Genomic DNA, 24,732 nt, shown 5'->3' with positions numbered 1-24,732 from the left:
CCTCAAACTTTCTGCGACAGTGCATCCTTTTTTACATAATTACCCACAACTTCGCAAGCCGGTGACCTTTTCGGGGTGCGAAAAGCGCCGGAATCGCACCAATTGAGCGCATTTGTGTAAAGTATGGACGCATCAGCCAGCTAATCCTTTAAAATTAGGTTGATTATAACCCTCTCTTTTTAAAAAGAATTCACCGTTATGCGCGCCTCCCGTTTTTTTATTTCCACACTTAAAGATGCACCTTCTGACGCGGAAATCGTCAGCCACCAATTGATGATGCGTGCAGGCATGATCAAACGCCTCGGTTCCGGCATCTATACCTACATGCCGATGGGCTTGCGCGTGATCCGCAAGGTGGAAGCCATCATCCGTGACGAGATGAACAAAGCCGCCGGTATCGAACTGCTGATGCCGCTCGTGCAGCCGGCCGAACTGTGGCAAGAGACGGGCCGCTGGACCAAGATGGGCGACGAACTGATGCGCGTGAAAGACCGCCACGGCCGCGAATACGCGATCCAGCCGACATCGGAAGAAGTCATCACGGACGTCGTGCGCACGGAAATCAAGTCTTACCGCCAGTTGCCGTTGAACTTTTATCACATCCAGACGAAGTTCCGCGACGAGCGCCGCCCACGCTTCGGCCTGATGCGCGGCCGCGAATTCACCATGAAGGACGCCTACTCGTTCGACCGCGACCTGGCCGGCATGCAAGCGTCGTACAAGGTCATGTTTGACGCCTACACGCGTATCTTCACGCGCTTTGGCCTGCAATTCCGCGCCGTGGCAGCCGATAACGGCGCCATCGGCGGTTCCGGTTCGCATGAATTCCACGTCATCGCCCACACCGGGGAAGACGCGCTCGTGTACTGCCCGACCTCCGATTACGCGGCCAACATGGAAGCGGCCGAAGCGCTGCCGCCAGCGGGCGAGCGCCCGGCAGCAAGCCAGGCGCTGACGAAAACGGCCACGCCGGACACCGTCAAGTGCGAAACCGTGGCTGCCTTGCTGGGTATCGACTTGGCTCAGACCGTGAAAACCATCGCCCTGACGGTGGAAACCGTTGGCAAGGATGAAAAAGTCACGAAACAGCATTTCATGCTGCTGCTGCGCGGCGACCATGAATTGAACGACATCAAGGTGGGCAAGGTTGCCGGCCTGGCCGGCCACCGTTTCTCGACGGAAGCGGAAATCCTGGAAGTCTACGGCACCATTCCCGGCTACCTGGGCCCGATCGGCACGCAAGCGCCCGTCACGGTGGTGGCGGACCGCACGGTTGCCCACATGAGCGACTTCGTTTGCGGCGCGAATGACGCCGGTTTCCACTACACGGGCGCCAACTGGGGCCGTGACGTGGCCGAGCCTGCCATCGTGGCCGACTTGCGCAATGTCGTCGCCGGCGACGCTTCGCCGGACGGCCAGGGCACGCTCGCCATCGAGCGCGGCATCGAAGTGGGCCACGTGTTCCAGCTGGGTACGGCGTACTCGGAAAGCATGAAAGCCACCTTCCTCGATGAAAACGGCAAGCCTGCGCCGCTGCAGATGGGTTGCTACGGCATCGGCGTGACGCGCATCCTGGGCGCCGCCATCGAGCAGAACTTCGACGACAAGGGCATCATCTGGCCTGCCTCCATCGCGCCATTCGAGGTCGTGCTGTGCCCGATGGGCATGGACCGCAGCGAACTGGTCAAGGAAGAGACGGAGAAGCTGTACGCGGCCCTGCAAGGCGCTGGCGTCGATGTCATCGTCGACGACCGCGGCTTGCGCCCTGGCGCCATGTTTGCTGACTGGGAACTGATTGGCGTGCCGCACCGCATCGTCATCGGCGAGCGCGGCCTGAAAGAAGGCAAGCTGGAATACCAGGGCCGCCGCGATGCGGAAGCAACCGGCGTGGCGCCGGACGAGATCGTCGCCTTCATCCAGGGCAAAATGGCGCAGTGAAGCGCATATCAGTAAGTAAAACGGCTGGCGCGCTCGCGCTGGCTGCCTGCCTGGCCTGCGCTTTTCCGGCGCAGGCCGGCAACCAGAAGGAGGAGGCGCTGGCCGACTCCGTCCGTCTGGCGCTGTCGCACGCGATCCGCGACGAACGCCCGCCGCAACCCAAATTTGCCACTCCCGCCGACTTGCAGCGCTACCAGCAATGGCTGGCGCAGATGTCGTCGCGCCTGCAGCGCAAGCTGCCGGATGCGCAGCTGCGCACGGAATTCCTGGAAACGGTCTGGTATGAAGCGCGCCGCGCGGGCCTGGAACCGGCCCTGGTGCTGGGCCTGATCCAGGTGGAGTCGGCCTACCGCAAATATGCCGTCTCGCTGGCCGGCGCGCGCGGCTACATGCAGGTGATGCCGTTCTGGACGGGCGTCATCGGCGACAGCGACCGCAGCAAGCTGTTCCACATGCAGACGAATCTGCGCTATGGCTGCGCGATCCTGCGCATGTACCTGGATATGGAAAAGGGCGATTTATACCTGGCGCTGGGGCGCTACAACGGCAGCCGGGGGCGGGCCGAGTACCCGAATGCCGTGCGGGCGGCATGGCGGCAGTGGGAATTCAAGCCGGCCAGTTGAACCGCAGGCAAAAAAATGCCCCGCTCGCAGTGATGCGGCGGGGCACTCGCTCGGCTGTTGAAGCCGGCGCGTATCTGATTTATTTCAAATGATCGGAGATCAGTTTCGTCATTTCAAACATGGAGACTTGGGCTTTGCCGCCGAAAACTGCTTTCAGCTTGTCGTCCGCATTGATCATGCGGCGGTTGGCCGGATCTTGCAGATCGAGTTTTTTGATGTAATCCCATACCTTTTTGGTCACTTCCGTGCGCGGCAGTGGTGCTGCGCCAACAACGGCGGCCAGATCTTTCGATGGCGTCATTGCTTTCATGAATGCTGCGTTTGGCTTGCGTGGTGTTGCCGGTGCTGCCGCTTTCTTCGCCGCTGCTGGTTTAGCTGCTGCCTTGGCTGCGGGTGCTGCTTTCTTGGCGGCTGCAGGCTTGGCTGCTGCTGCTTTGGCTGGCGCTGCTACTGGGGTTTTTTTGGCTGTTGCCATCTTCGAGCCTCCTTAACAAACACATGGGAAATTGCGCAATTAATCGCACGGCTAATATTGGTGTGGATTTACCTTGTATGCAAGTGTTTTTCACGTTTTCACGAGGAAAAAGCAGGGAAATGGCAATGCTGTCGCCCGGGCGCACCGCTTGGGAGCGCAGAACGGCGTTTTTGCCCGTAAATGGCATGGTTGCTGGCTGTGCGGGGAGGGGGACTGCGGGGGAGGGAAGTAATGATGCCGGACACATGAAAATGCAATCCGGCATGATTTTATAACGGTGTTTCTTGACTTGAACTACGTCTCACGCGGCGTAAAAAAGGCCTTCAAAATCACAGCGAGCGGGGATGATTTGTGGCCGAGAAGCGCAACCGTACTGAAGTACGGTGAGCATCGCCGGCCGCAAAGCGCCCCGCGCAGCGGATTTTGAAGCCTTCCACTACCTCATGCCGGGCATCATGCCCTTCATGGAGCGCATCATCTTCATCATGCCACCACCCGACAATTTCTTCATCATCGTCTGCATTTGCTCGAATTGCGTCAGCATGCGGTTCACTTCCTGCACCTGCACGCCGGCGCCGGCGGCGATGCGGCGCTTGCGCGTGGCCTTGATCAGTTCAGGCTTGGCGCGTTCCTGCGGCGTCATGGAGTCGATGATGCCGCACATGCGACGTACCTGCTTGTCGGCTTGATCCATGTTCTTGCCGCCTGCCGCCTGCTGGAACTGTGCCGGCAGCTTGTCCATCAGGTTGGCCATGCCGCCCATTTTCTTCATTTGACCCAGTTGCGCCTTGAAGTCGTTCATGTCGAACTTGCCGCCGACCTTGATTTTTTGCGCCAGGTCGGCCGCGGCCTTGCTGTCGACGCCCTTGCGCGCCTCTTCCACCAGGGCGAGGATGTCGCCCATGCCGAGGATGCGGTTGGCCATGCGGGTCGGGTCGAACGCTTCCAGGCCGTCGAGTTTTTCCGAGACGCCGGCAAACTTGATCGGTTTGCCCGTGATGTGGCGCACCGACAGGGCCGCACCGCCGCGCGCGTCACCGTCGAGCTTGGTCAGCACGATACCGGTCAGCGGCAGCGCATCGTTAAAGGCTTTTGCCGTGTTGATGGCGTCCTGGCCCAGCATGGCGTCGACGACAAACAGGGTTTCGATCGGTTTTACGGCGCCGTGGACGGCGGCGATTTCGCGCATCATCTCTTCGTCGATACCGAGGCGACCCGCCGTATCGATGATCAGCACGTCGTGGTAATGCTTTTTCGCCCAGTCCAGCGCGGCCAGGGCGATATCGACCGGCTTGTCCGTGCTGGTGGACGGGAAGAAGTCGGCACCCACCTGGGCGGTGACCGATTGCAGCTGGGCGATCGCGGCGGGACGGTAGACGTCAGCCGAGACGGTCAGCACTTTCTTCTTCTTTTCTTCCTTCAGATACTTCGCCAGCTTGCCGACGGTGGTGGTTTTACCCACACCCTGCAAACCGGCCATCAGGATGATGGCGGGCGGCTGCTGGGCAAAGCTGATCTGCGACGCTTCCGGTCCCAGGTCGGCGCCCATCAGGGCGGCCAGCTCGCGCTGCACCACGCCAACCAGGGCCTGGCCTGGCGTGAGCGAGGAAATGACATCCTCGCCCATGGCTTTTTCTTTGACTTTGGCGATGAATTCGCGCACGGCGGGCAGGGCGACGTCGGCTTCGAGCAGCGCCAGGCGCACTTCGCGCAGCATGTCGGCGGTGTTCGCTTCGGTCAGGCGCGCCTCGCCGCGCATGGTCTTGACGACTTTGGCAAGCCGTTGGGTGAGATTATCTAGCATGATGAACCTGCAATGAAAAGCTTGGGAGTGGGCGGCGCAAGCCGGACGATGGGCGTCATTTTACCTTATCGCGGGTGGCTGGCGGTCCTGCGCTGCATCGCCTGGCGGTTGGCCTGCTTTTGAATTAGTTGGTATTTCTGGCAATGCCGCGATTGCATGAAAGGCATTGCGCGGTTAAAATGAGAATAATTCTTATTTACATTCTCGGGCGCCGCATGCCTGAGCGGAAAGGGATGCCATGTCGGCTGCCGATTTTGCACAGCAACAAGACCTGCACGCGCTCTACAGCAGCCATCACGGCTGGCTGCAGGGCTGGCTGCGGCATAAGCTGGGCAATGCGGGCGACGCGGCGGATCTGGCGCAAGACACCTTCATCAGCGTGCTGACGGCCGATTCCGCGCCGCAGATCCGCGAAGCGCGGCCTTTTCTGGCCACCATCGCGCGCCGCCTGGTGGCGCACCGCTACCGCCGGCAAGTGCTGGAAGACGCCTATCTGGAGGCCCTGGCTTGCCTGCCGCCCGACGTGGCGCCCGCGCCCGAGGAGCGGCTGCTGGCGCTGGAAGCCTTGCAGGAAATCGACCAGGCCCTCGACGGCTTGCCTGCGCCCGTGCGCACGGCGTTCTTGCTGGCGCAACTGGAAGGCCTCAGCTATGCCGAGATCGCCGCGCGCCTGAACGTGTCGGCCAGCTCGGTCAAGCAATATCTGACGCGGGCCAACCGCCAGGTGTTTTTCTCTCTGTCAGCATGAGCACGGTGGCAGAACCCGCAGCCGCGGCAACCATCCGCGCAGAGGTGCAGCAGCAGGCGGCCGAGTGGCTGACGGTGCTGATGTCGGAGCAGGCCAGCAAGGCGGAACACGCCGCCTGGCAGCGCTGGCGCGGGGCCGACCCGGAACACGAACGGGCCTGGCAGCATATCGAAGCGGTGTCGCAGCGCTTCAACGGTTTGCACCGTGGCGCGGCCGCGCAGGCGCTGGCCGGTACGCAGCAACAAGCCGTCAACGGCAAGCGGCGCCAGTTGCTGGCGTGGCTGGGCGTGGCGGCAGGCGGCGGCATGCTGGCCGCGCAGACGGGCGTATGGGATGGCGTGCGCGCCCTGCGTGCCGACTACCGCACGGCCACGGGCGAGCGGCGCGTGGTGGCGCTGGCCGACGGCAGCGTGCTCAGCCTGAATACGGGATCGGCCGTGAACGTGCGTTTCGACGCCAGCCGCCGCCTGATCGAGTTGCTGGCCGGCGAGATCCTCGTCACCAGCGGTCATGGCGCCGGCAGCGACGCCCCGCTGGAAGTGGCCACGCGCGAAGGCCGGGTGCGCGCGCTGGGCACGCGCTTTGCCGTGCGCCAGCAGGATGGCTACAGCACCGTGGACGTGTTTGAACGCGCCGTTGAAATCCGTCCCCGCGACGATGTCGGCGCGCCCTTGTTGCTGGCGGCCGGGCGCGGCACGGCATTTTCCCGCCATGCGCCGGATGCGCCGCACGCCATCGATGTACATGCGCACGCCTGGTCGCACGGGCAGCTGATCGTCGACGACGTGACCCTGGGCGATTTCCTGGCCGACCTGGCCCGCTACCGCCCCGGCGTGATTCATTGCGCGCCGGAAGTCGCCCAGCTGCGCCTGTCGGGCGTGTTCCCGCTGGCCGACACCCAGCGCATCCTGAACATGCTGCCCAACTCGCTGCCCGTGCAGGTGCGCAGCCGCACGCGGTATTGGGTCAGCGTCGAACCGGCGCCGTAGTCCCCGCAAAATATATTTGCAGCCGGACTGCCCGTTTTTCGTTTTCGCGGCACCTACAGAGTAGGGCGCCTGTTTTTTACCGTCCCATGACGCCACCATCAGGAACTTTCATGTCGCACGCTTTGCCTTTTGTCAGTTTGCCATCGTCTCACTCCGCGCTGCGCCCGCTGGCGCAAGCGGCCGCGGCCCTGTGCCTGGCCGCCAGCCTGCCGGCGCTGGCGCAGCAGGCCGCGCCTGCTATTCCTGCTTCCTCCACCACCGAGCAAACCATGCTCGGCGTATCCGTCACGGCAGGGCGCGATGCGACGACGGAAGGCAGCGGCTCCTATACGACGGGTGTGAGCAATACGGCAACCAAGCTGAACCTGTCGCTGCGCGAGACGCCGCAATCGGTCAGCGTGCTGACGCGCCAGCAGATCGACGACCTGGGCATCACGACTCTGGACGACGCCGTGCAGTCGATCACGGGGTTGGTCATGCAGAAGGGCAACTTTACGGGCGATTCGGGCAGTTTCAGCGCACGTGGTTTTCCAATCGACAACATCCTGTTCGATGGCTTGCCCACCAGCCTGGGCGCGAACGGCACCTTCAATGGCGACAATGACGACCTGGCCATCTATGACCGCATCGAAGTGGTACGCGGCGCCACGGGCTTGATGACGGGCAGCGGCACGCCCAGCGCGGCCATCAACATGGTGCGCAAGCGCCCGACGGCCACGCCGCAAGCGTCGTTCTCGGCCAGCATCGGCAGCTGGAGCAACTACCGCCTGGAAGCGGATGCGGCCAACGCGCTCAACGAAGCGAAGACCCTGCGCGGGCGCATCGTCGCGACGGTGCAGGACAAGAAGGATTTTGTCGACGTGCTGCATGGCCGCAACCACCAGCTGTACGGCATCATCGAAGCCGACCTGCGCCCCGACACCACGGTGACCCTGGGCGCGCATTACCGCAAGACCGATAACGACGGCGTCACGACAGGCGTGGTGACGGCAGCCGACGGCCGCTTTTTGAATTTGCCCCGCTCGACTTACCTGGGCGCCGACTTCGACGACTGGCGCCAGACGGACAAGACTATCTTCGCCGAACTGGAACACCGCTTCGGCAACGGCTGGAAGGCCAAGCTGGCGGCCACGCGCAAGACGCCCGAGATCGACACGACGTTTTCCGGCATCAACCGCCGCGACGACACCCTGCGCTTCAATTCGCAAAGCTACCGCGCCGAACTGGCCAACACCAGCTATGACGCGTATGCCAGCGGCAGCTACAGCTTGTTCGGCCGCGAACATGAGCTGACGGTCGGCGCCAGCCACCGCCGCTCGTCGAAAAACAGCTATGGCGGCTGGGCGTCGTACAGCAGGCAAGAGAGCGCGCCGGTGATCGATCCTTTCAACTGGGATGCGGGCAGCGTGGCGCGCCCCGTCATCGATTACGCGCAGTGGGGCACGGCCAGCATCACCGAGCAAAGCGGCGTGTATGCGGGTACGCGCATGCGCCTGGCCGATCCGCTGTCGCTGGTGCTGGGCGGGCGCGTGAGCTGGTACAAGGACGACGCCGGCTACTCGGTGGCGCACGAATTCACGCCCTACGCCGGCGTCGTGTATGACCTCGACAAGCAGCACTCCGTGTACGCCAGCTGGACCGAGATATTCCAGCCGCAGGCGTCCACCGACGCCAATGCACAACCCTTGAAGCCAATCAGCGGCACCAACTATGAAGCGGGCGTGAAGGGCGAATACTTCGGCGGCGCCCTCAATGCCAGCGCGGCCGTGTTCCAGATCCGCCAGCAAAACCGCGGCGTGGACGACCTGGCAGGCCCGAATCCTTGCCCCGGCAGCACCTGGGGCTATTGCCAGCGTGCGTCGGGCGAAGTGCGCAGCGAAGGCGTGGAGCTGGACGTGGCGGGTGCGCTGACACCCGACTGGCAGCTGTCGGCCGGTTTTACTTATGTCAAGGCGCAATTTACGCGCGACAGCGATCCGGCCAATATCGGCAAGGATTTCAACAGCCGCTATCCGCGCCAGCAGCTCAAGCTGGCCACCAGCTACCGCCTCTTCGGCGCGGCGCAGGGCTGGCGCGTCGGCGCCTCGGTGTACGGGCAGGGCGCGACGGAATCGGCGGACGGCGAGGCCCGCCTGCGCCAGGGCCGCTACGCGATCCTCGGCTTGAATGCGGCCTGGCAGATCGACAGCCGCGCCGAGCTGCGCCTGAACGTCAACAATGCGCTCGACAAGCACTATTACCAGAGCATTTATTCCGATGTCTTCGGCAACCTGGTGGGTGCGCCGCGCAACCTGATGCTGACCTTGAACTACAAGCTGTAAATAATCACTTTTGAACGACCTATCTTGATGAAGGATGCATGGCTTATGGATGTGCAGTTGAATCTGGCCCACGCCAGCAATGGCGTGAACCCGCGTATGGCACGGGGGGCGCCGCGATGATGAAATCGGCCCACATGATGTTGTTCTCGCGCGTGCTCGCGGCCATCTTTGGCGGCTATGCGCTCACGTCCGGCGTGGCTGTGCTGCTGTCGGCCGTGCTGCCGCTGTCGCGCGCCGAAGCCGTGCTGACGGCGACCCTGAGCGCTTTCGTCGTCTACACTTGCGCCGTGATCTGGGTCTTTGCCGTGCAAGACCTGCGCCGCGCCTGGCTCGGCATGCTGCTGCCGGCCATCGTCTGCGGCGGCATCGGCATGCTGCTGTCGCGAGGTGCCGCATGAACGCCGTCAAGGCAGGCAAAGTGGTGAAAACGCCGCAGCAGGGCGGCTTGCGCCAGGCCATGGCTTGGCTGCACACGTGGAGCGGCCTGTGGATTTCCTGGCTGCTGTTCGCCATATTCCTGACCGGTTCCCTGGCCGTCTTCGACGACCCGATCGGCCACTGGATGACGCCCGAGCACGCTTTGGCCGAGGCGGCGCACGCGAACGATCCGCCGCTGCCGAAGGTCACGGACCGCGCGCACCGCCTGGAGCTGGCGCTCGACTTCATGGGGAAGGAACACCCGAAGGCGGACATGTGGGAAATCTGGCCCGTGCAGCGTCCCGGCCAGGGCCTGTCCGCCTACTGGTTCCAGCCCAGCGGCGGCTATGGCTCGGCGGACCTCGATCCGTTGACGGGCGCCGTCATCGAGCCTGCGCGCGAGGCAACGGAACGGGAAACCATCGGCGGCCACCATTTCGTCGATTTCCACTACGAGCTGCACGCGGGCCGCATCGGCGTGTGGATCGTTGCCATCACCACCATGATCATGCTGGTGGCGCTGGTGAGCGGCGTGATCACGCACAAGCGCATCTTCAAGGATTTCTTCACCTTCCGTCCGGCCAAGGGCCAGCGCTCGTGGCTCGACGCGCACAACGCGGTGGCCGTGCTGACGTTGCCGTTCCAGTTCATGATCGCCTACACAGGCCTGGCATTCTTCAGCGACGACTATGTGCCGGCCCCCGTGGCGGCGCAATACGGCATGGACAATCCCAAGAAAGCCTTCCTGGCCGACTGGAACGATGCGGGCAAGCCCGTGAAGACGGGCCAGCCGCTGGCCATTCCCGCGCTGGAATCGTTCGCGCTGCGCGCCGAACAGGCCATCGGCCAGGAAATCCGCGCCGTGGTGCTGGACAATCCGAACGATGCCTCCATGCGCGTGTGCATGTACGGCTGGAATGAGGACACGGAACTGCTCACGCGCCTCAGCGCCAATTCGGGCCGGGCCTGTTATGCGCTGGCCACGGGCGAACAGGTCGCCGTGCGCCTGCCGGGCAAGTCGGACACGGGCGGCGCCGGCCTGACGCGCTCCGTCATGTCGAACCTGCACATGGTCGGCTTCGGCGGCACGCCCATGCGCTGGCTGTACTTCTTCTGCGGCCTGGCCGGCACGGCCATGATGGGCACGGGCGCCATTTTATTTATGGTCAAGCGCCGCCAGAAGTCCGGCGGCGAGTTCGGCGCCTACACGCAGCGCGTGTACCGCGTCATTGCATGCCTGAACGTGGCGGCCATCGCCGGCCTGGCGATCGCCTGCGTGGGCTTCCTGTGGGCCAACCGCTTGATTCCCGTCGGCCTCGAGCAGCGTGCCGGCTGGGAAGTGCGCGCCTTCTTTGGCGTCTGGTTCCTGATGCTGGTGCACGCCTGCCTGCGCGCGGAAAAACGCGCGTGGATCGAGCAATTGGGCTTGCTGGCGGCCCTGTGCCTGCTGCTGCCCGTATTGAATGTCCTGAGCACGGGCGACAACCTGGCCGCGCAGATTGCGCGCGGCGACTGGGAAAGCGCCGGCGTGGAACTGGGCAGCATGGCCTTCGGCCTGCTGGCCGCCTGGGGTGCGTGGAAAGTCCACAAGCGCAAGGAAAAGCCAGTGAAAAAGGCTGCCGTCAGGGAAAGCGCTGCACCCTCGGCCAGCCTGCAAGTCAATACGGAGGGACAGTCATGATCAATACCATCCTGTGCGCGCTGGGCCTGTCGTATGCGGGCATGGCCAGCCTGTCCCTGGCGATGGACCGCCACCATGGCCAGGTCTGGGGCCGGGACGCGGCGCCGAACGTGCGGCGCGCGCTGCAACTGGCCGGCGCTCTGTTGCTGGCGCTGGCCATCTGGCCTTGCGTGGCCGGCTGGAGCGCCACCGTCGGCGTGGTCGCCTGGCTCGGATTCATCGGGGTGGGCGCGCTGCTGGTGGCCCTGCTGCTGCCGTATGCCCCCCGCTTGCTGTTTCGTAGTTCCCTGCTGGCAGCCGTCGCCGCGCTGGCAGGTCTTGTGACGTTCCTGCGGTGATGTTCACCGCCATTTTCAAGGATAGACCGATGTACTTTTCACGCCTGGCGACACCGTTTGACGTTTGTAATTTCGTTTTGACTGCATCCAAGGCGGCAGCCTGATGGCGGCCCGCCTGCCTTCCCGCCGTGCCCGTATCCTGGGCGGCGTGGTCTTGCTGGCGCTGTTCGGCGCCGGCGCATTGTGGGTCACGCGCGGCCCGGCAACCGTGTTCGACACGGCCCCCGTCAAGCGCGGCAATATCGAAGCCAGCGTCACGGCCATCGGCACCCTGCAGCCGCAAACCTATGTCGACGTGGGCGCGCAGGTGTCGGGCCAGATCACGCGCCTGCACGTGCAGCCCGGCAGCGCCGTGGAAAAAGGCCAGTTGCTGGCCGAAATCGACCCCAGCGTGCAGCAAGCCACGGTCGATGCGGGCCGCGCTGCCCTGGCGGGCTTGCGCGCGCAGCTGGCCGACCAGCAGGCGCAGCACCGCCTGGCGGGCCAGCAGCACGTGCGGCAGAAACAGATGGCCAAGTTCGATTCCACGCCGCTGGCCGATCTGGAAACGGCCGAAGCCACGCTGGCCTCGGCCGGCGCCAAGATCGACCACCTGAAGGCGCAGATCGACCAGACCCAGGCCAGCCTGAAGGCGGACGAGGCGCGCCTCGGCTATACGCGCATCTATGCGCCCATGGCTGGCAAGGTGGTGGGCCTGGACGCGAAGGAAGGGCAAACCCTGAACGCCACGTACCAGACGCCGAATATTCTGCGTATCGCCGACCTGTCGGCCATGACGGTGTGGACGGAAGTGTCGGAAGCGGACGTGCGCCGCGTGCGTCCGGACATGCCCGTGTATTTCACCACCCTGGGCGGTGACCAGCGGCGCTGGAGCGGCAAGGTGCGGCAAGTGCTGCCGGCGCCGCCGGTGCCAGGCGGTTCTGCCGCCGGCACGGCCCTGGCGCCGTCGACCAGCAAGGTGATTTTATATACGGTGCTGTTCGACGTGGATAACGCCGATGGCGAATTGATGCCGCAGATGACGGCGCAAGTGGTGTTTGTCACGGCCGCGGCGAACAATGTGCTGGCCGTGCCCTTGCCGGCCCTGAAACCATCGAAGGAAGAGGGTGCCAAGCCGGGGCAGTTTACGGCCCGCGTGATGGATGCGGACGGCAAGGTCGATACGCGCACCGTCACCGTGGGCGTGCGCAACCGCCTCAGCGCGGAAGTGCTGCAAGGCTTGCGCGAAGGCGAATTGCTGGTCACGGGCGAGCAGCCGGCCGGCAGCGGCAGCAGCAGGTTCCAGCTGTGAGCGCCATGAGCGAGGCCAGGTCGCTGGGGCAGCCAGGGGAACCTGGCCAGCCGGTTCCCCTAATTGAACTGCAGGGCATCCGCAAGCGCTACGGCGGCCATGACGGCGCGCCGGCCGTGGAAGTGCTGCGCGGCCTGACCTTGTCGATCGGCGCCGGCGAATTCGTCGCCATCATCGGCGCGTCCGGTTCCGGCAAGTCGACCCTGATGCATTTGCTGGGATGCCTGGACCGGCCCAGCGACGGCACCTACCGCTTCGCCGGCCAGGACGTGGCAAGCCTGAATCCCGATGAACTGGCGTGGCTGCGGCGCGAAGCGTTCGGCTTCGTCTTCCAGGGTTATCACCTGATCGCCACCGAATCGGCGCGCGAAAACGTGGAAGTGCCGGCCCTGTACGCGGGCATGCCGGCAGCCGCTCGCCACGCCCGCTCGGAAGCGCTGCTCAAGCGCCTGGGCCTCGGCGAGCGGCTCGATCACCGGCCAAACCAGTTGTCCGGCGGGCAGCAGCAGCGCGTGTCGATCGCCCGCGCCCTGATGAACGGGGGGCGCATCATCCTCGCCGATGAACCGACGGGGGCGCTCGACAGCAGCAGCGGCGCCGAAGTCATGGCCCTGCTGGGCGAATTGGCCGACGCGGGCCACACCATCATCCTGATTACGCATGACCGCAAGGTGGCGGCCCAGGCGCGCCGCGTGATCGAGATCAGCGATGGCGAAATCGTCGAAGATTCGGGCGCCGTTGCCATTCCGTCCACGTCGACGGCCCTGCCGCCGCTGGACATGTCGCGCGCCGCCCACGATACGGGCGCGTCGCTGGGCACGGAATTGCTCGACGCGGCGCGCGCCGCCTGGCGCGTGCTGTGGATCAACCGCTTCCGCACGGGCCTGACCCTGCTCGGCATCGTCATCGGCGTCGCTTCCGTGATCGTCATGCTGGCCATCGGCCTGGGCACGCGCCAGCAGGTGATGGCGCAGCTGGGCGCGTTCGGCTCGAATCTGCTGTACATGGCATCGCGCGGCGAAAGCTCGCGCATCCCCGGGCGCAGCATCACCCTGGCCGACCTCGATGCGCTCAAGGACGTGCCGGGCATCACCCACGTGCTGCCGAATGTCACGGGCAACAAGGTGATACGCCATGGTAACCTCGATGTGCAGACCTATGTGCGGGGCACGGGGCCGGCCCTGCCGCAGATCCAGACCTGGCCGGTGGCCAAGGGCGGCTTCTTTACCGAGGAGGACGAGCGCGAGATGGCCACCGTGGCTGTGCTGGGCGCGCACCTGGCGGAAAAGCTGATGCCCGACGTGGCCAATCCCGTGGGGCAGAGCATCCTGATCGGCAATGTGCCGTTCCAGGTGATCGGCGTGATGAGTGCGAAGGGCGCGCTGACGGGCGAAAAGGATGAAGACGACGTGCTGCTGCTGCCGTTTTCCACGGCCGGCATCCGCGTCTTCGGCCAGCGCGAGCCGACGTACACGGTGATGGCGGTGGCCGACGTCAAGCGCGTGACGGAGGTGGAGGCGGCGGTCGACGCCACCATGTTCGAGCGCCACCGCATCCGCGACTACGGCATCAGCAACGCGGCCGCGTCGATTGCCGCCGAAGCGAAGACGCAGGACAACATGACCGTGATGCTCAGCCTGATCGCCGCAGTCTCCCTGGTGGTGGGCGGCATCGGCGTCATGAACGTGATGCTGATGACGGTGCGCGAGCGCACGCGCGAAATCGGTATCCGCATGGCGACGGGCGCGCGCCGGCGCGACATCCTGCGCCAGTTCCTCACCGAAGCCGTGCTGGTGTCGGTGGTGGGCGGCGTGGCCGGCATCGTGGTCGGCGTGACGGTGGCCGGCTTGCTGCTGGTATGGGACGTGCCGGTGATCTTTTCGCTGAGCGCCGTCGGCGGCGCCTTTGCCTGCGCCGTGGTGACGGGGCTGGTGTTTGGCTTCATGCCGGCGCGCAAGGCGTCGGGGCTCGATCCGGTGGTGGCGCTGGCGGGGCAGTAGTGACAATGCCGGCAGCGTGGCTGCCGGCAAAAAAAATGTTGCCCTGGCTCCAACACACGGTACTATCTCCTCATAATAAAAGCGCCGTGTTTTATGCCCTTGCGGGCACACACCAACCACCACAGGAGAACCCGATGCAGAAAAAATCAACTTTGAAGACTGGTATTGCCGCCGCCCTCATGCTGGCCTTCGGCATGGGCGCTGGCCAGGCTCAGGCGCAGGAAGTCGTGCGCCTGGGCAATTTGAAGTTCGCCCATTACGGCGCCGTGTCGTACATCAAGGAAATCGCGCCCAAGTGCGGCATCAAGGTCGAAGAGCATGTCTTCGCCAAGGGCCTCGACGTGATGCAGGCGATTATCGCGGGCGAGCTGGACGTGGGGGCGACGGCCTCCGAGGCGGCCATTTCCGGCCGCGCAGGCGGCGCACCCATCTATGTGGTGGCAGGCTTTGCCAAGGGCGGCGCGCGCCTGGTGGCGGGCGCCGGGCAAAAGATCGCCAACGTCAAGGAACTCAAGGGCAAGCGCGTGGGCGTGACGCGCGGCGGCATCCAGGAAGTGCTGCTGCTGGCCGAGCTGTCGCAGGCGGGCCTGACGTATTCCGAAACCAAGGGCAAGGATGTGCAACTGGTGTTCCTGGCTTACGCTGACTTGAACCAGGCGCTGATGGGCAAGAATATCGACGCCATGATGCAGTCGGAACCGCAATCGTCGCAGGCGATCAACAAGGGTTTCGGCACCGAAGTCATCAAGCCGTACGACACGCCGATCGGCGAACCCGTGCGCACCATGGTGATGACGGAAAAGTTTTACAAGGAACGCCGTCCCGTGGCAGAAAAATTCATGCGCTGCTTCGTCGAAGCCACAAAGACCTTTATCGACAATAAGGCGACGGCGGAAAAGTATGTGCGCGAAGTGGTGTTCCGCGGCCAGATCACGAAGGATGACTTCGACGATGCGATCAGCAATTCGCCGTATTCGTATGACATCTCACCCGAACACATCCAGATCACGACGGACGTGATGGTGAAAACGGGCGTGGGCCGCATGACGAAGCCGCCCGTGGCTAAGGACTGGGTCAAGACGGACTTGCTGGAGCAGGCGAAAAAGAGCCTGAATGTGAAGTAAATCAGGAAACCATGAAAAAACCTCCGCGCCAGTGCTGGCGCGGAGCTTGGGGCGGGTTGCCTTTAGCGGGCGTTGAAACCCATCCAGCCTTTCTCCGTCTGGCGGAAGCTCAGCGTGTAGATGCGGGTCAGCTCATCGCCTTTCTTGAGCTGGCGGCTGATGATGGCGCCGTAATTGTCTTGCACGATCTGGTCCGACCATTGCATCAGGTTCTCGAAACGTTCGGCCGTCATCGCCGCCTGGCGCGCCAGCAGCGGCGCGGGGATCGCCTTCTTTTCCTGCTGCTGCGCCCAGAATTCGCGGAAAACCTTGTTTTCACCGCCCATGCCGCGCGCCATCAGGCCCAGGCCCATGGTCATGCCCACGGAGCCATCCGTTTTCGCCTCCGTTTCGAGCCTGTCGACCACGTCGGCCAGCAATTCCAGGTAGCCCACCTTGGCGCGCAGCACGGCCGAGCCCTTGATTTCGTACTGTTCGTTCTCTTTCCAGCCATTCAGCTTTTCCAGCGTCGCGATGTCGAAGTACTGTTTGTACAGGTCATAGCTTTGGATGGACGTGCGGAAATATTCCTCGTACGTGGATTGGGACGGTGCATCTTTCATGCAGCCGCCTAATATAGTACAGGCAGCCAGCAAGAGACAGGTCCAGGACAATTTTAGAAAAGACATGGCGAGGGGCGGTGGCGTCAGGGTGGATAAATATTGCTTTGTGGACATAATTATAGGACTGGCTAATCAGGATGGCAACGTGCCCGCGGCGCGGTGACAGTGTGCCGCAGGAAAGATTGCCGAAATCTTGAGGGTGCGCCACCCCGTCATGCCTCAGGCGCGATATCATGGCAGGCTTGCGGCATTGGATGGCGGCGTCGTGCCTGTCACCCGGGCTGTCGCCTGAATCGCGCTTGTCGGCTATGGTGTAAACTTAAACTATGCAGATCTATTTCTTTTTCATCGCCGCCCTGTTGTATGCGGTGTGCGCGGTGCTTCCCTCGTCCCGTGCCCGGCTCATTGCCGGCCTGACCGGCGTCGCCTGGCTGGCGCACGCCGCCACCCTGTGGTTCGACCTGATGGCGCCGGGCACCTTGCGCTTCGGTTTTTCCGCCATGCTGTCGGCCGCGCTGTGGGTCTCGGTAGGCGCCTACTGGATAGAAAACCGCAATTTCAGCCTGGACGGACTGCGCCGCATGGTCATGCCCAGCGCCGTCCTCGCCATTGGCCTGGCCTGGGCCTTCCCCGGCAGCCAGGTCAGCATGGAAGGCAAGTCGGCCGTCTTCGGCTGGCATATTGCCGTGGCCGTGCTCGCCTACAGCACCTTGACGATTGCCGCCTTTCACGCCGTGCTGATGGCGCTGCAGGAGTCGCGTTTGCACACGCGCAGCGAAAGCCGCGGCTTCATCGGCAGCGCGCTGGACCAGCTGCCAGCCCTGCTGACGATGGAAAAGTTGCTGTTCCGCATGATCGGCCTGGGGTTTATTTTGCTCAGCCTGACCGTGCTGTCGGGCATTGTGTTTTCCGAGCAATTGTTTGGCAAGGCGCTCAACTGGGATCACAAATCCGTGTTTACCATGCTGTCGTGGCTGCTGTTTGCCTCGCTGCTGGCAGGCCGCCGCTTCCGCGGCTGGCGCGGCAAGACGGCCCTGAGTTTTACCCTGGCCGGTTTCGCCACCTTGCTGCTGGCCTATGTCGGCAGCCGTTTTGTACTGGAAGTGGTTTTACACCGAGGATTCGCATGACACGTGTTTTATTCTGGCTGGCGCTGGTGTTCCTGGTGCTGTTCGCTATCCGCAGCAAGATCCGTGGCATGCAGCAGCGGGCCCGCGCGCAACAGCAGCAGCGGCCGAATCCGTTTACGCCGCCGGTGCGGCCGCAGGAGTTGCCGGATGCCGAACTGATGCTGTGCTGCGCCCATTGCGGCGTGTACTACCCGGCCTCGGAAAACGTGCAGGCCAAGGGCCACGACTACTGCAGCCACGCGCACGCCACGTTGTAAGGGGCGGTCCGCAGGCGCGCGTGCGTTGCTCATCCGTATCGTAACGTCCTCCGGCATCCGTCCGGCGTAGCATCTGCAGCAGGCGGTTCGTCGCCGCCATTGCAGAAAGGCGCGCTCACCATGTCCCGTCCCAGCCCCCGTTCCATCCCGCCGACCGCCGACGGTAGGCCGCCGGCGCCGCAACTGAGCGGCAACTCGCTGCCCATGCAGGCGCTGCGCGCGCAGATCGGCCGCATCGCCCGCTGCGGCGCGCCGGTGGCCATCCGCGGCGAATCGGGCACGGGCAAGGAACTGGCGGCGCGCGCCATCCATGCGCAGGGCGCGCGCGCCAGTTTTCCGTTTATCGCCGTCAACTGCGGCGCCATTCCCGAAGCGCTGATGGAAGCGGAATTCTTCGGCTGCCGCCCGGGCGCCTATACGGGCGCGCTGCACGAGCGCCAGGGCTTGTTCCAGGCGGCCCACGGCGGCAGCTTGCTGCTCGACGAAGTCGACGATCTGCCGCTGGCCATGCAGGTGAAACTGTTGCGCGTGCTGCAAGAGCACCGCGTGCGCAAGCTGGGCGGCAGTACTGACGAAGCCGTCGACGTGCGCATCCTGTGCGCCAGCCAGCATGGCCTGACGCGCGGCGTGGCGGCCGGGACGTTTCGCCAGGACCTGTTTTACCGCCTGAATGTGATCGAGCTGGCGCTGCCGCCGCTGCGCGAACGGCGCGGCGATCTGCAGGTATTATGTGAGGTGATCCTCGCACGCCTGTCGCCGCACCGGTCCGTGAGCCTGGCGCCGCCGGTGCTGGCGGCCCTGGCCGCATATGCGTTTCCCGGCAATGTGCGCGAACTGGAAAACGTACTGGAACGGGCGCTGGCCTTTGCCGATGGCGGCGTGATCGCGCTTGACGGTCTGGCCTTGCCCTCCGCGGCGGGCAACGTGCCCTTGCGGGTGGCGTCGGCCATGCCGGCTGTGTCGGAGCGGCAACAGTGTCTGCCCGGCATGGCGGCGTATGGCGTGGCCAAGGTCTTGCCGCTGGACGTGTATTTGCGCCAGGCCGAGCGCGACATGATCATGCTGGCGCTGGTGCAGGCGCGCTACCACCGCGCACGGGCGGCGCGCCAGCTGGGCCTGAGCGTGCGCCAGTTGCGTTACCGCATGCAGAAATTGACGATACAGGAAGCCCTACTTGATGAGCGCATGGACGATAGATGAAGATGGCTGGTGCGACGGCGCGCTGCGCTATGACTCGCCGTACTGCGATGCGCGCCCGGACGGTGCGCAAGTCGATTTGCTGGTGATCCATAACATCAGTTTGCCGGGTGGCCGCTTTGGCGGGCCGCATGTGTCGGACTTGTTTACGGGCCGGGTAGATTATAATGCCGATCCTTCTTTCGCCGACCTGCGTGGCTTGCAGGTGTCGGCGCACTTTTTTGTGCGGCGCGATGGTGCGTTGTTGCAATATGTTTCTGCTGATCAACGTGCCTGGCATGCGGGCGCGTCCGCCTTCGAAGGGCGCCCGCAGTGCAATGGCTATTCCATCGGTATCGAAATGGAAGGCGCGGACGATGTGCCGTTCCAGCGGCGGCAATATCATGTGCTGGCGGCGCTGACGGCGGCGCTGGTGGCGCGCTACGGGCTGTCCCAGGTGCGCGGCCACGAGCATATCGCGCCGGGCAGGAAGACGGATCCGGGGCCGTTTTTTGACTGGCATTTTTATCAAGAATGCTGGCTGGAAACCCTTAACGGACAAGCTGCGTTAGCGCTTACTTCGCGGGGATTGGGCTTCCCAGCCATGCCCTGAAAAGTCAACCGAAATCGTATATGAAAATACAAAAAATTACGCCGACGGATGCCGGAAAACTATTGCATCGCCCTTCGATGGGTACTACAATTAGTGCAGAAGTTGGATGTAAAGACTATATGTAGTGCCATCACAGACGTTTTCAGAATTATTGTCAAAGCTACCCGGATTGCTGATAAAGCACTGGAACTGGCGGTTTATCACCCTTGATCGTGTTTTGCGCCAGCCGGGCAGTGCGGTGTGGCGAGATGGATACTGAGCTGTTTTATGCACTATTAATTTACTATTTAGCAACAAATACCTGAAGAAACCCTGACCATCGGGCGTTCTATTCAACAACACACGCGGCAGCAAAACTGCAGGCTGACTTTAGCTGACAACGGGAGCTTCAATGCAATCACCACAAGATATTTCCATCCATCCAACGCCAGTATCGCCAGCGCCAGGCGCGGCCAACAGCGTGGCGAGCACGGGCGCGGCATTGGGCGACTATCGCATCATCCGCCGCAACGGCGCGGTGGTGGCATTTGAGCCTTCGAAGATCGCCATCGCCATGACCAAGGCGTTTTTGGCCGTTAACGGCGGCCAGGGCGCAGCCTCGGCACGCATCCGCGAACTGGTGGAACAATTGACCGACGGCGTGGTCGCTGCGCTGGTGCGCCGCCACCCGGGCGGCGGCACCTTCCATATCGAAGACGTGCAAGACCAGGTGGAACTGTCGCTGATGCGTTCGGGCGAGCACGACGTGGCGCGTGCCTACGTGCTGTACCGCGCCAAACACATGGAAGAGCGCCGCCTGCAGAAGGAAGCGCAAGGCGCGTCCGCGCAAGTTTCCGCACCACAACTGAACGTGACCGACAACGGCGTGCGCCGCCTGCTGGACATGCAGGAAGTACGCGACCTGATCAATGCCGCCTGCGCCGGCCTGGAAAAGCACGTCGATGCCGACGCCATCCTGGCTGAAACGGTGAAAAACCTGTATGACGGCGTGCCGGTGGAAGAACTGCACAAGTCGGCCATCCTGGCAGCGCGCGCGCTGATGGAAAAAGACCCGGCCTACAGCCAGGTCACGGCCCGCATCCTGCTGCACACGGTGCGCAAGGAAGTGTTCGGCAAGGAAGTGCCACAAGCGGCCGCTGCCGCCGAATACCTGACGTATTTCCCGCAATACATCGCCAAGGGCATCGCCGCCGAGCTGCTGAACCCGGTACTCGCCAGCTTCGACCTGGAACGCCTGGCCAAAGCTATCGTGGCCGATCGCGACTTGCAATTCGGCTACATCGGCCTGCAAACCCTGTATGACCGCTACTTCCTGCACATCCAGGACGTGCGCATCGAAATGCCGCAGGCGTTCTACATGCGCGTGGCCATGGGCCTGGCGCTGAACGAGGCGGACCGCGAAGCGCGCGCCATCGAGTTCTACAGCCTGCTGTCCTCGTTCGACTTCATGAGCTCGACCCCGACCCTGTTCAACTCGGGCACCCTGCGCTCGCAGCTGTCGTCGTGCTACCTGAGCACCGTCTCGGATGACCTGGAAGGCATCTACGACGCCATCAAGGACAACGCGCTGCTGGCCAAGTTCGCCGGCGGCCTGGGTAACGACTGGACGCCAGTGCGCGCCCTGGGCGCCCACATCAAGGGCACCAACGGCAAGTCGCAAGGCGTGGTGCCGTTCCTGAAAGTGGTGAATGACACGGCCGTGGCAGTCAACCAGGGCGGCAAGCGCAAGGGCGCCGTCTGCGCCTACCTGGAAACCTGGCACATGGATATCGAGGAATTCCTCGACCTGCGCAAGAACACGGGCGACGACCGCCGCCGCACGCACGACATGAACACGGCGAACTGGATTCCCGACATGTTCATGAAGCGCGTCATGGAAAAAGGCGAATGGACCCTGTTCTCGCCGTCGGACACGCCAGATCTGCACGACAAGGTCGGCAAGGCTTTTGAACAGGCTTACGTGGGCTATGAAGCCAAGGCCGCCGCTGGCGAAATCCGCGTCTTCAAGAAGATCGCCGCGCTGGACCTGTGGCGCAAGATGCTGTCGATGCTGTTTGAAACGGGCCACCCATGGATCACGTTCAAGGACCCTTGCAACATCCGCAGCCCGCAGTCGCACGTTGGCGTCGTCCACAGCTCGAACCTGTGCACGGAAATCACCCTGAACACCAGCAGCGATGAAATCGCCGTCTGCAACCTTGGTTCCGTGAACATGCCGGCGCACATGAAGGAAGGCAAGCTCGATCACGTCAAGCTGGCCAAGACCGTGCGCACCGCCATGCGCATGCTCGACAACGTCATCGACATCAATTACTACGCCGTCGACAAGGCGCGCAATTCGAACATGCGCCACCGTCCGGTCGGCATGGGCGTGATGGGCTTCCAGGACTGCCTGCACATGATGCGCATCCCGTTCGCCTCGGACGCCGCCGTGTCGTTTGCCGACACCTCGATGGAAGCCGTCTGCTACTACGCCTACCTGGCGTCGACGGAACTGGCCGAAGAGCGCGGCCGCTATGAATCGTATGCCGGTTCGCTGTGGGACCGCGGCATCCTGCCACAGGACTCGGTCAAGCTGCTGGCTGAAGAGCGCGGCGGCTATCTGGAAGTCGATTCCTCGTCGGCCATGGACTGGACACCGGTGCGCGAACGCATCGCCAAGTTCGGCATGCGCAACTCGAACTGCGTGGCGATCGCCCCGACGGCGACGATTTCGAACATCATCGGCGTCTCGGCCTGTATCGAGCCGACGTTCCAGAACCTGTACGTGAAATCGAACCTGTCGGGCGAATTCACCGAGATCAACGGCTACCTGGTGCGCGACCTGAAGGCGCGCGACCTGTGGGATGAAGTCATGATCTCCGACCTGAAGTACTTCGACGGCTCGCTGGTGAAGATCGACCGCATCCCGCAAGACCTGCGCGATATCTACGCTACCGCCTTTGAAGTGTCGCCAAGCTGGCTGGTGGAAGCGGCTTCGCGTCGCCAGAAGTGGATCGACCAGGCCCAGTCGCTGAACATCTACATGGCTGGCGCATCGGGCAAGAAACTGGACGAGACCTACAAGCTGGCATGGCTGCGTGGCCTGAAAACCACCTACTACCTGCGTACCATCGCCGCTACCCACATGGAGAAATCGACCTCCAAGACGGGCGCCCTGAACGCCGTGGCAGTCGATGGCGGCATGTCGGCCAGCGCGCAGAGCGCCCAGGCGGCGGTCGTGGCGGCAGCAGCAGTGACCGTGGCGCCGGTAGTGGCAGCGGCAGCGGACGACGCCGATGGCGAAGCCTGCTACCTGCGTCCGGGTGACGATGGCTTTGAGGAATGCGAAGCCTGCCAGTAAAATTTTAGTTGTCAGCCCGGCACGGTCGGGCTGATTCAATGTTGTCAATGTCCGCATTGTCCGATACAACGGGCCTGTTGCGGATCGCCGGCTCGCCGGCATGGAAAGGAAGAAGAATATGTCGTTGTCATGGGATGATGAAACCACGTCGGCAGCTGCGCCGCGTCCGGCGCAGCAAGCGCCACTGGGTAATACCGAATTGAACCTGCCGGCCGGTGCCGAGCCGTCCGAAGCGAACGCCGAGCAAGTCGCGCGCCGCGTGAATGCCGACGACAAGCGCATCATCAACGGCAAGACGGACGTCAACCAGCTGGTGCCGTTCAAGTACAAGTGGGCGTGGGACAAATACCTGGCCGGCTGCGCCAACCACTGGATGCCGCAGGAAGTGAACATGCAGCGCGATATCGAGCTGTGGAAAAACCCGAACGGCCTGACGGACGACGAGCGCCGCCTGGTCAAGCGCAACCTGGGCTTCTTCGTGACGGCCGACTCGCTGGCCGCCAACAACATCGTGCTGGGTACCTACCGCCACATCACGGCGCCGGAATGCCGCCAGTACCTGCTGCGCCAGGCGTTCGAGGAAGCGATCCACACGCACGCCTACCAGTACATCGTCGAATCCCTGGGCCTGGACGAAGGCGAGATCTTCAACGCCTACAACGAAGTCAAGTCGATCCGCGACAAGGATGAATTCCTGATTCCGTTCATCAACACCCTGACCGACCCGGCGTTTGTCACCGGCACGGTGGAAAATGACCAGAAGCTGCTCAAATCCCTGATCGTCTTTGCCTGCCTGATGGAAGGCCTGTTCTTCTACGTCGGCTTCACGCAGATCCTGGCGCTGGGCCGCCAGAACAAGATGATGGGCGCGGCCGAGCAGTACCAGTACATCCTGCGCGACGAATCGATGCACTGCAATTTCGGCATCGACTTGATCAACACGATCAAGATGGAAAACCCGCAGTTGTGGACGGCCGCCTTCCGCGAAGAGATCAAGGACCTGTTCATGAAAGCCGTCGAACTGGAATACGCGTACGCGGAAGACACCATGCCGCGCGGCGTGCTGGGTCTGAACGCGCCGATGTTCAAGGGCTACCTGCGCTTCATCGCCAACCGCCGCGCGCAGCAGATCGGCATCGAGCCACTGTTCGCCCAGGAAGAAAATCCGTTCCCGTGGATGAGCGAAATGATCGACATGAAGAAGGAACGTAACTTCTTCGAAACGCGCGTGACCGAGTACCAAACCGGTGGTGCGCTGAACTGGGAGTAACCCTTTTTCAGTCAACGCCCAAAAGCGCCGTCATCGAGACGGCGCTTTTTTTTCGCCTGCATGGCGGCGGAAAAATGCGTGCCTCATCGCGTCATGCGATGAGGTTTGCACTAGGATTTTCGGCTGCCGCGAATGGCCGCATCGCGGGCCCCAAAAATCATTTCCGGAGACGCTGGCGGCGGCATTTGCCGCGCGATTGTGCGATAGCACGCGTAACGTGCAAAAAAGCGGGCGAAAACGTGTCGTGCCGGTTGCGCATTGACAAGGTTTTCGTGTACTTTATGAGATTGCAAATGCGAGCGTTAGAATGCGGGGTTTTTTAACCAGCGCGGTAGCGAAAAAACCTCGCAAAACAGGGATACAGATTTACACGGATATGCACAAAACCACACCGTTTTCGTCTGCCGCCGTGCCCGAATTTTTTCAGGCATGGCGGTTTTTTATTTGACGGATGGGTGTTGTGGCGAGCGCGATGCGAGGAGCGAAAAAACGCACGGCATCGAAAACGAATGACCGAATTCAGACTTTGCCACCAGCTGCGAGATAAAGCAGGGTGGCACCGACGATGGCTGAAGTGCTGCAAACGTGAGGA

At 63.1% G+C, this 24,732-nt stretch carries 20 protein-coding genes; 17 read left to right on the top strand and 3 right to left on the bottom strand.

The features are described 5' to 3' along the window. Nucleotides 1-198: 198 nt before the first annotated feature. The gene (locus O0879_RS15775) at nt 199-1,938 is read left to right on the top strand and encodes a proline--tRNA ligase (protein WP_289903491.1); all 1,740 of its coding nucleotides are present in this window, start codon (nt 199-201) and stop codon (nt 1,936-1,938) included. Further along, nucleotides 1,935-2,561 carry a lytic transglycosylase domain-containing protein gene (locus tag O0879_RS15770; protein ID WP_289917320.1) on the top strand — a complete coding sequence of 209 codons (627 nt, stop codon included), beginning with the start codon at nt 1,935-1,937 and terminating at the stop codon, nt 2,559-2,561. The genes O0879_RS15775 and O0879_RS15770 overlap by 4 nt, the downstream gene beginning before the upstream one ends. Nucleotides 2,562-2,640: 79 nt before the next feature. Here O0879_RS15770 and O0879_RS15765 read toward each other — a convergent pair whose 3' ends face one another. Next, entirely contained in the window at nt 2,641-3,036 is a 396-nt protein-coding gene (locus O0879_RS15765) for an SWIB/MDM2 domain-containing protein (protein ID WP_071650146.1), read from the bottom strand. A gap of 436 nt (nt 3,037-3,472) precedes the next feature. Further along, nucleotides 3,473-4,840, bottom strand: a complete 1,368-nt coding sequence (gene ffh, locus O0879_RS15760) for a signal recognition particle protein (RefSeq protein ID WP_034746567.1) — start codon at nt 4,838-4,840, stop codon at nt 3,473-3,475. Between the two features lie 238 nt (nt 4,841-5,078). On the opposite strand from ffh, the gene O0879_RS15755 reads away from it, so the two are divergent. The 9 genes from O0879_RS15755 to O0879_RS15715 all read left to right on the top strand — a co-directional run bounded on the left by O0879_RS15755 (nt 5,079) and on the right by O0879_RS15715 (nt 15,749). Further along, entirely contained in the window at nt 5,079-5,588 is a 510-nt protein-coding gene (locus O0879_RS15755) for a sigma-70 family RNA polymerase sigma factor (RefSeq protein ID WP_289917317.1), read from the top strand. Nucleotides 5,589-5,593: 5 nt separating this feature from the next. After that, nucleotides 5,594-6,577: a FecR domain-containing protein gene (locus O0879_RS15750; RefSeq protein ID WP_289917315.1), complete on the top strand. Its 984-nt coding sequence runs from the start codon at nt 5,594-5,596 to the stop codon at nt 6,575-6,577. Nucleotides 6,578-6,687: 110 nt separating this feature from the next. Next, on the top strand, nt 6,688-8,898 hold the full coding sequence (locus tag O0879_RS15745) for a TonB-dependent siderophore receptor (RefSeq protein WP_289917314.1): 2,211 nt from the start codon (nt 6,688-6,690) through the stop codon (nt 8,896-8,898). A 116-nt stretch (nt 8,899-9,014) separates the two neighbouring features. Next, the gene (locus O0879_RS15740; RefSeq protein ID WP_251350264.1) at nt 9,015-9,296 is read left to right on the top strand and encodes a hypothetical protein; all 282 of its coding nucleotides are present in this window, start codon (nt 9,015-9,017) and stop codon (nt 9,294-9,296) included. Next, entirely contained in the window at nt 9,293-10,996 is a 1,704-nt protein-coding gene (locus O0879_RS15735) for a PepSY-associated TM helix domain-containing protein (RefSeq protein ID WP_289917312.1), read from the top strand. Before O0879_RS15740 ends, O0879_RS15735 begins: the two co-directional genes overlap by 4 nt. Then, complete coding sequence (locus O0879_RS15730; RefSeq protein WP_289900285.1) at nt 10,993-11,334, top strand: DUF3325 domain-containing protein; 342 nt, start codon at nt 10,993-10,995, stop codon at nt 11,332-11,334. The genes O0879_RS15735 and O0879_RS15730 overlap by 4 nt, the downstream gene beginning before the upstream one ends. Before the next feature lie 103 nt (nt 11,335-11,437). Then, nucleotides 11,438-12,625: an efflux RND transporter periplasmic adaptor subunit gene (locus O0879_RS15725; protein ID WP_289917309.1), complete on the top strand. Its 1,188-nt coding sequence runs from the start codon at nt 11,438-11,440 to the stop codon at nt 12,623-12,625. A 5-nt stretch (nt 12,626-12,630) separates the two neighbouring features. Further along, on the top strand, nt 12,631-14,625 hold the full coding sequence (locus tag O0879_RS15720) for a MacB family efflux pump subunit (RefSeq protein ID WP_289917308.1): 1,995 nt from the start codon (nt 12,631-12,633) through the stop codon (nt 14,623-14,625). A 179-nt stretch (nt 14,626-14,804) separates the two neighbouring features. Next, nucleotides 14,805-15,749 carry an ABC transporter substrate-binding protein gene (locus tag O0879_RS15715; protein ID WP_289917882.1) on the top strand — a complete coding sequence of 315 codons (945 nt, stop codon included), beginning with the start codon at nt 14,805-14,807 and terminating at the stop codon, nt 15,747-15,749. 62 nt (nt 15,750-15,811) lie between these two features. On the opposite strand, the gene O0879_RS15710 is transcribed toward O0879_RS15715, so the two are convergent. Further along, nucleotides 15,812-16,351, bottom strand: coding sequence for a hypothetical protein (locus O0879_RS15710; protein WP_289917306.1), 540 nt, complete (start codon nt 16,349-16,351; stop codon nt 15,812-15,814). Nucleotides 16,352-16,677: 326 nt separating this feature from the next. On the opposite strand from O0879_RS15710, the gene ccsA reads away from it, so the two are divergent. From ccsA to O0879_RS15680, 6 genes are all read left to right on the top strand, one after another. Beyond that, complete coding sequence (gene ccsA / locus O0879_RS15705; RefSeq protein ID WP_077408508.1) at nt 16,678-17,481, top strand: cytochrome c biogenesis protein CcsA; 804 nt, start codon at nt 16,678-16,680, stop codon at nt 17,479-17,481. Further along, nucleotides 17,478-17,738 carry a PP0621 family protein gene (locus O0879_RS15700; protein ID WP_077408507.1) on the top strand — a complete coding sequence of 87 codons (261 nt, stop codon included), beginning with the start codon at nt 17,478-17,480 and terminating at the stop codon, nt 17,736-17,738. The genes ccsA and O0879_RS15700 overlap by 4 nt, the downstream gene beginning before the upstream one ends. A gap of 120 nt (nt 17,739-17,858) precedes the next feature. After that, complete coding sequence (locus O0879_RS15695) at nt 17,859-18,938, top strand: sigma-54 dependent transcriptional regulator (RefSeq protein ID WP_354670188.1); 1,080 nt, start codon at nt 17,859-17,861, stop codon at nt 18,936-18,938. Continuing rightward, entirely contained in the window at nt 18,916-19,527 is a 612-nt protein-coding gene (gene ampD / locus O0879_RS15690) for a 1,6-anhydro-N-acetylmuramyl-L-alanine amidase AmpD (RefSeq protein WP_077408505.1), read from the top strand. Before O0879_RS15695 ends, ampD begins: the two co-directional genes overlap by 23 nt. Before the next feature lie 391 nt (nt 19,528-19,918). Next, nucleotides 19,919-22,870, top strand: a complete 2,952-nt coding sequence (locus O0879_RS15685) for a ribonucleoside-diphosphate reductase subunit alpha (protein ID WP_289917302.1) — start codon at nt 19,919-19,921, stop codon at nt 22,868-22,870. Between the two features lie 118 nt (nt 22,871-22,988). Continuing rightward, nucleotides 22,989-24,140 carry a ribonucleotide-diphosphate reductase subunit beta gene (locus O0879_RS15680; RefSeq protein WP_071322017.1) on the top strand — a complete coding sequence of 384 codons (1,152 nt, stop codon included), beginning with the start codon at nt 22,989-22,991 and terminating at the stop codon, nt 24,138-24,140. Nucleotides 24,141-24,732 lie beyond the last annotated feature (592 nt).

It is taken from the genome of Janthinobacterium sp. SUN120 (genome assembly GCF_030397735.1).
GTDB classification, from domain to species: domain Bacteria; phylum Pseudomonadota; class Gammaproteobacteria; order Burkholderiales; family Burkholderiaceae_D; genus Janthinobacterium; species Janthinobacterium kumbetense.
This window is presented reverse-complemented; position numbering and strand designations above follow the sequence as displayed.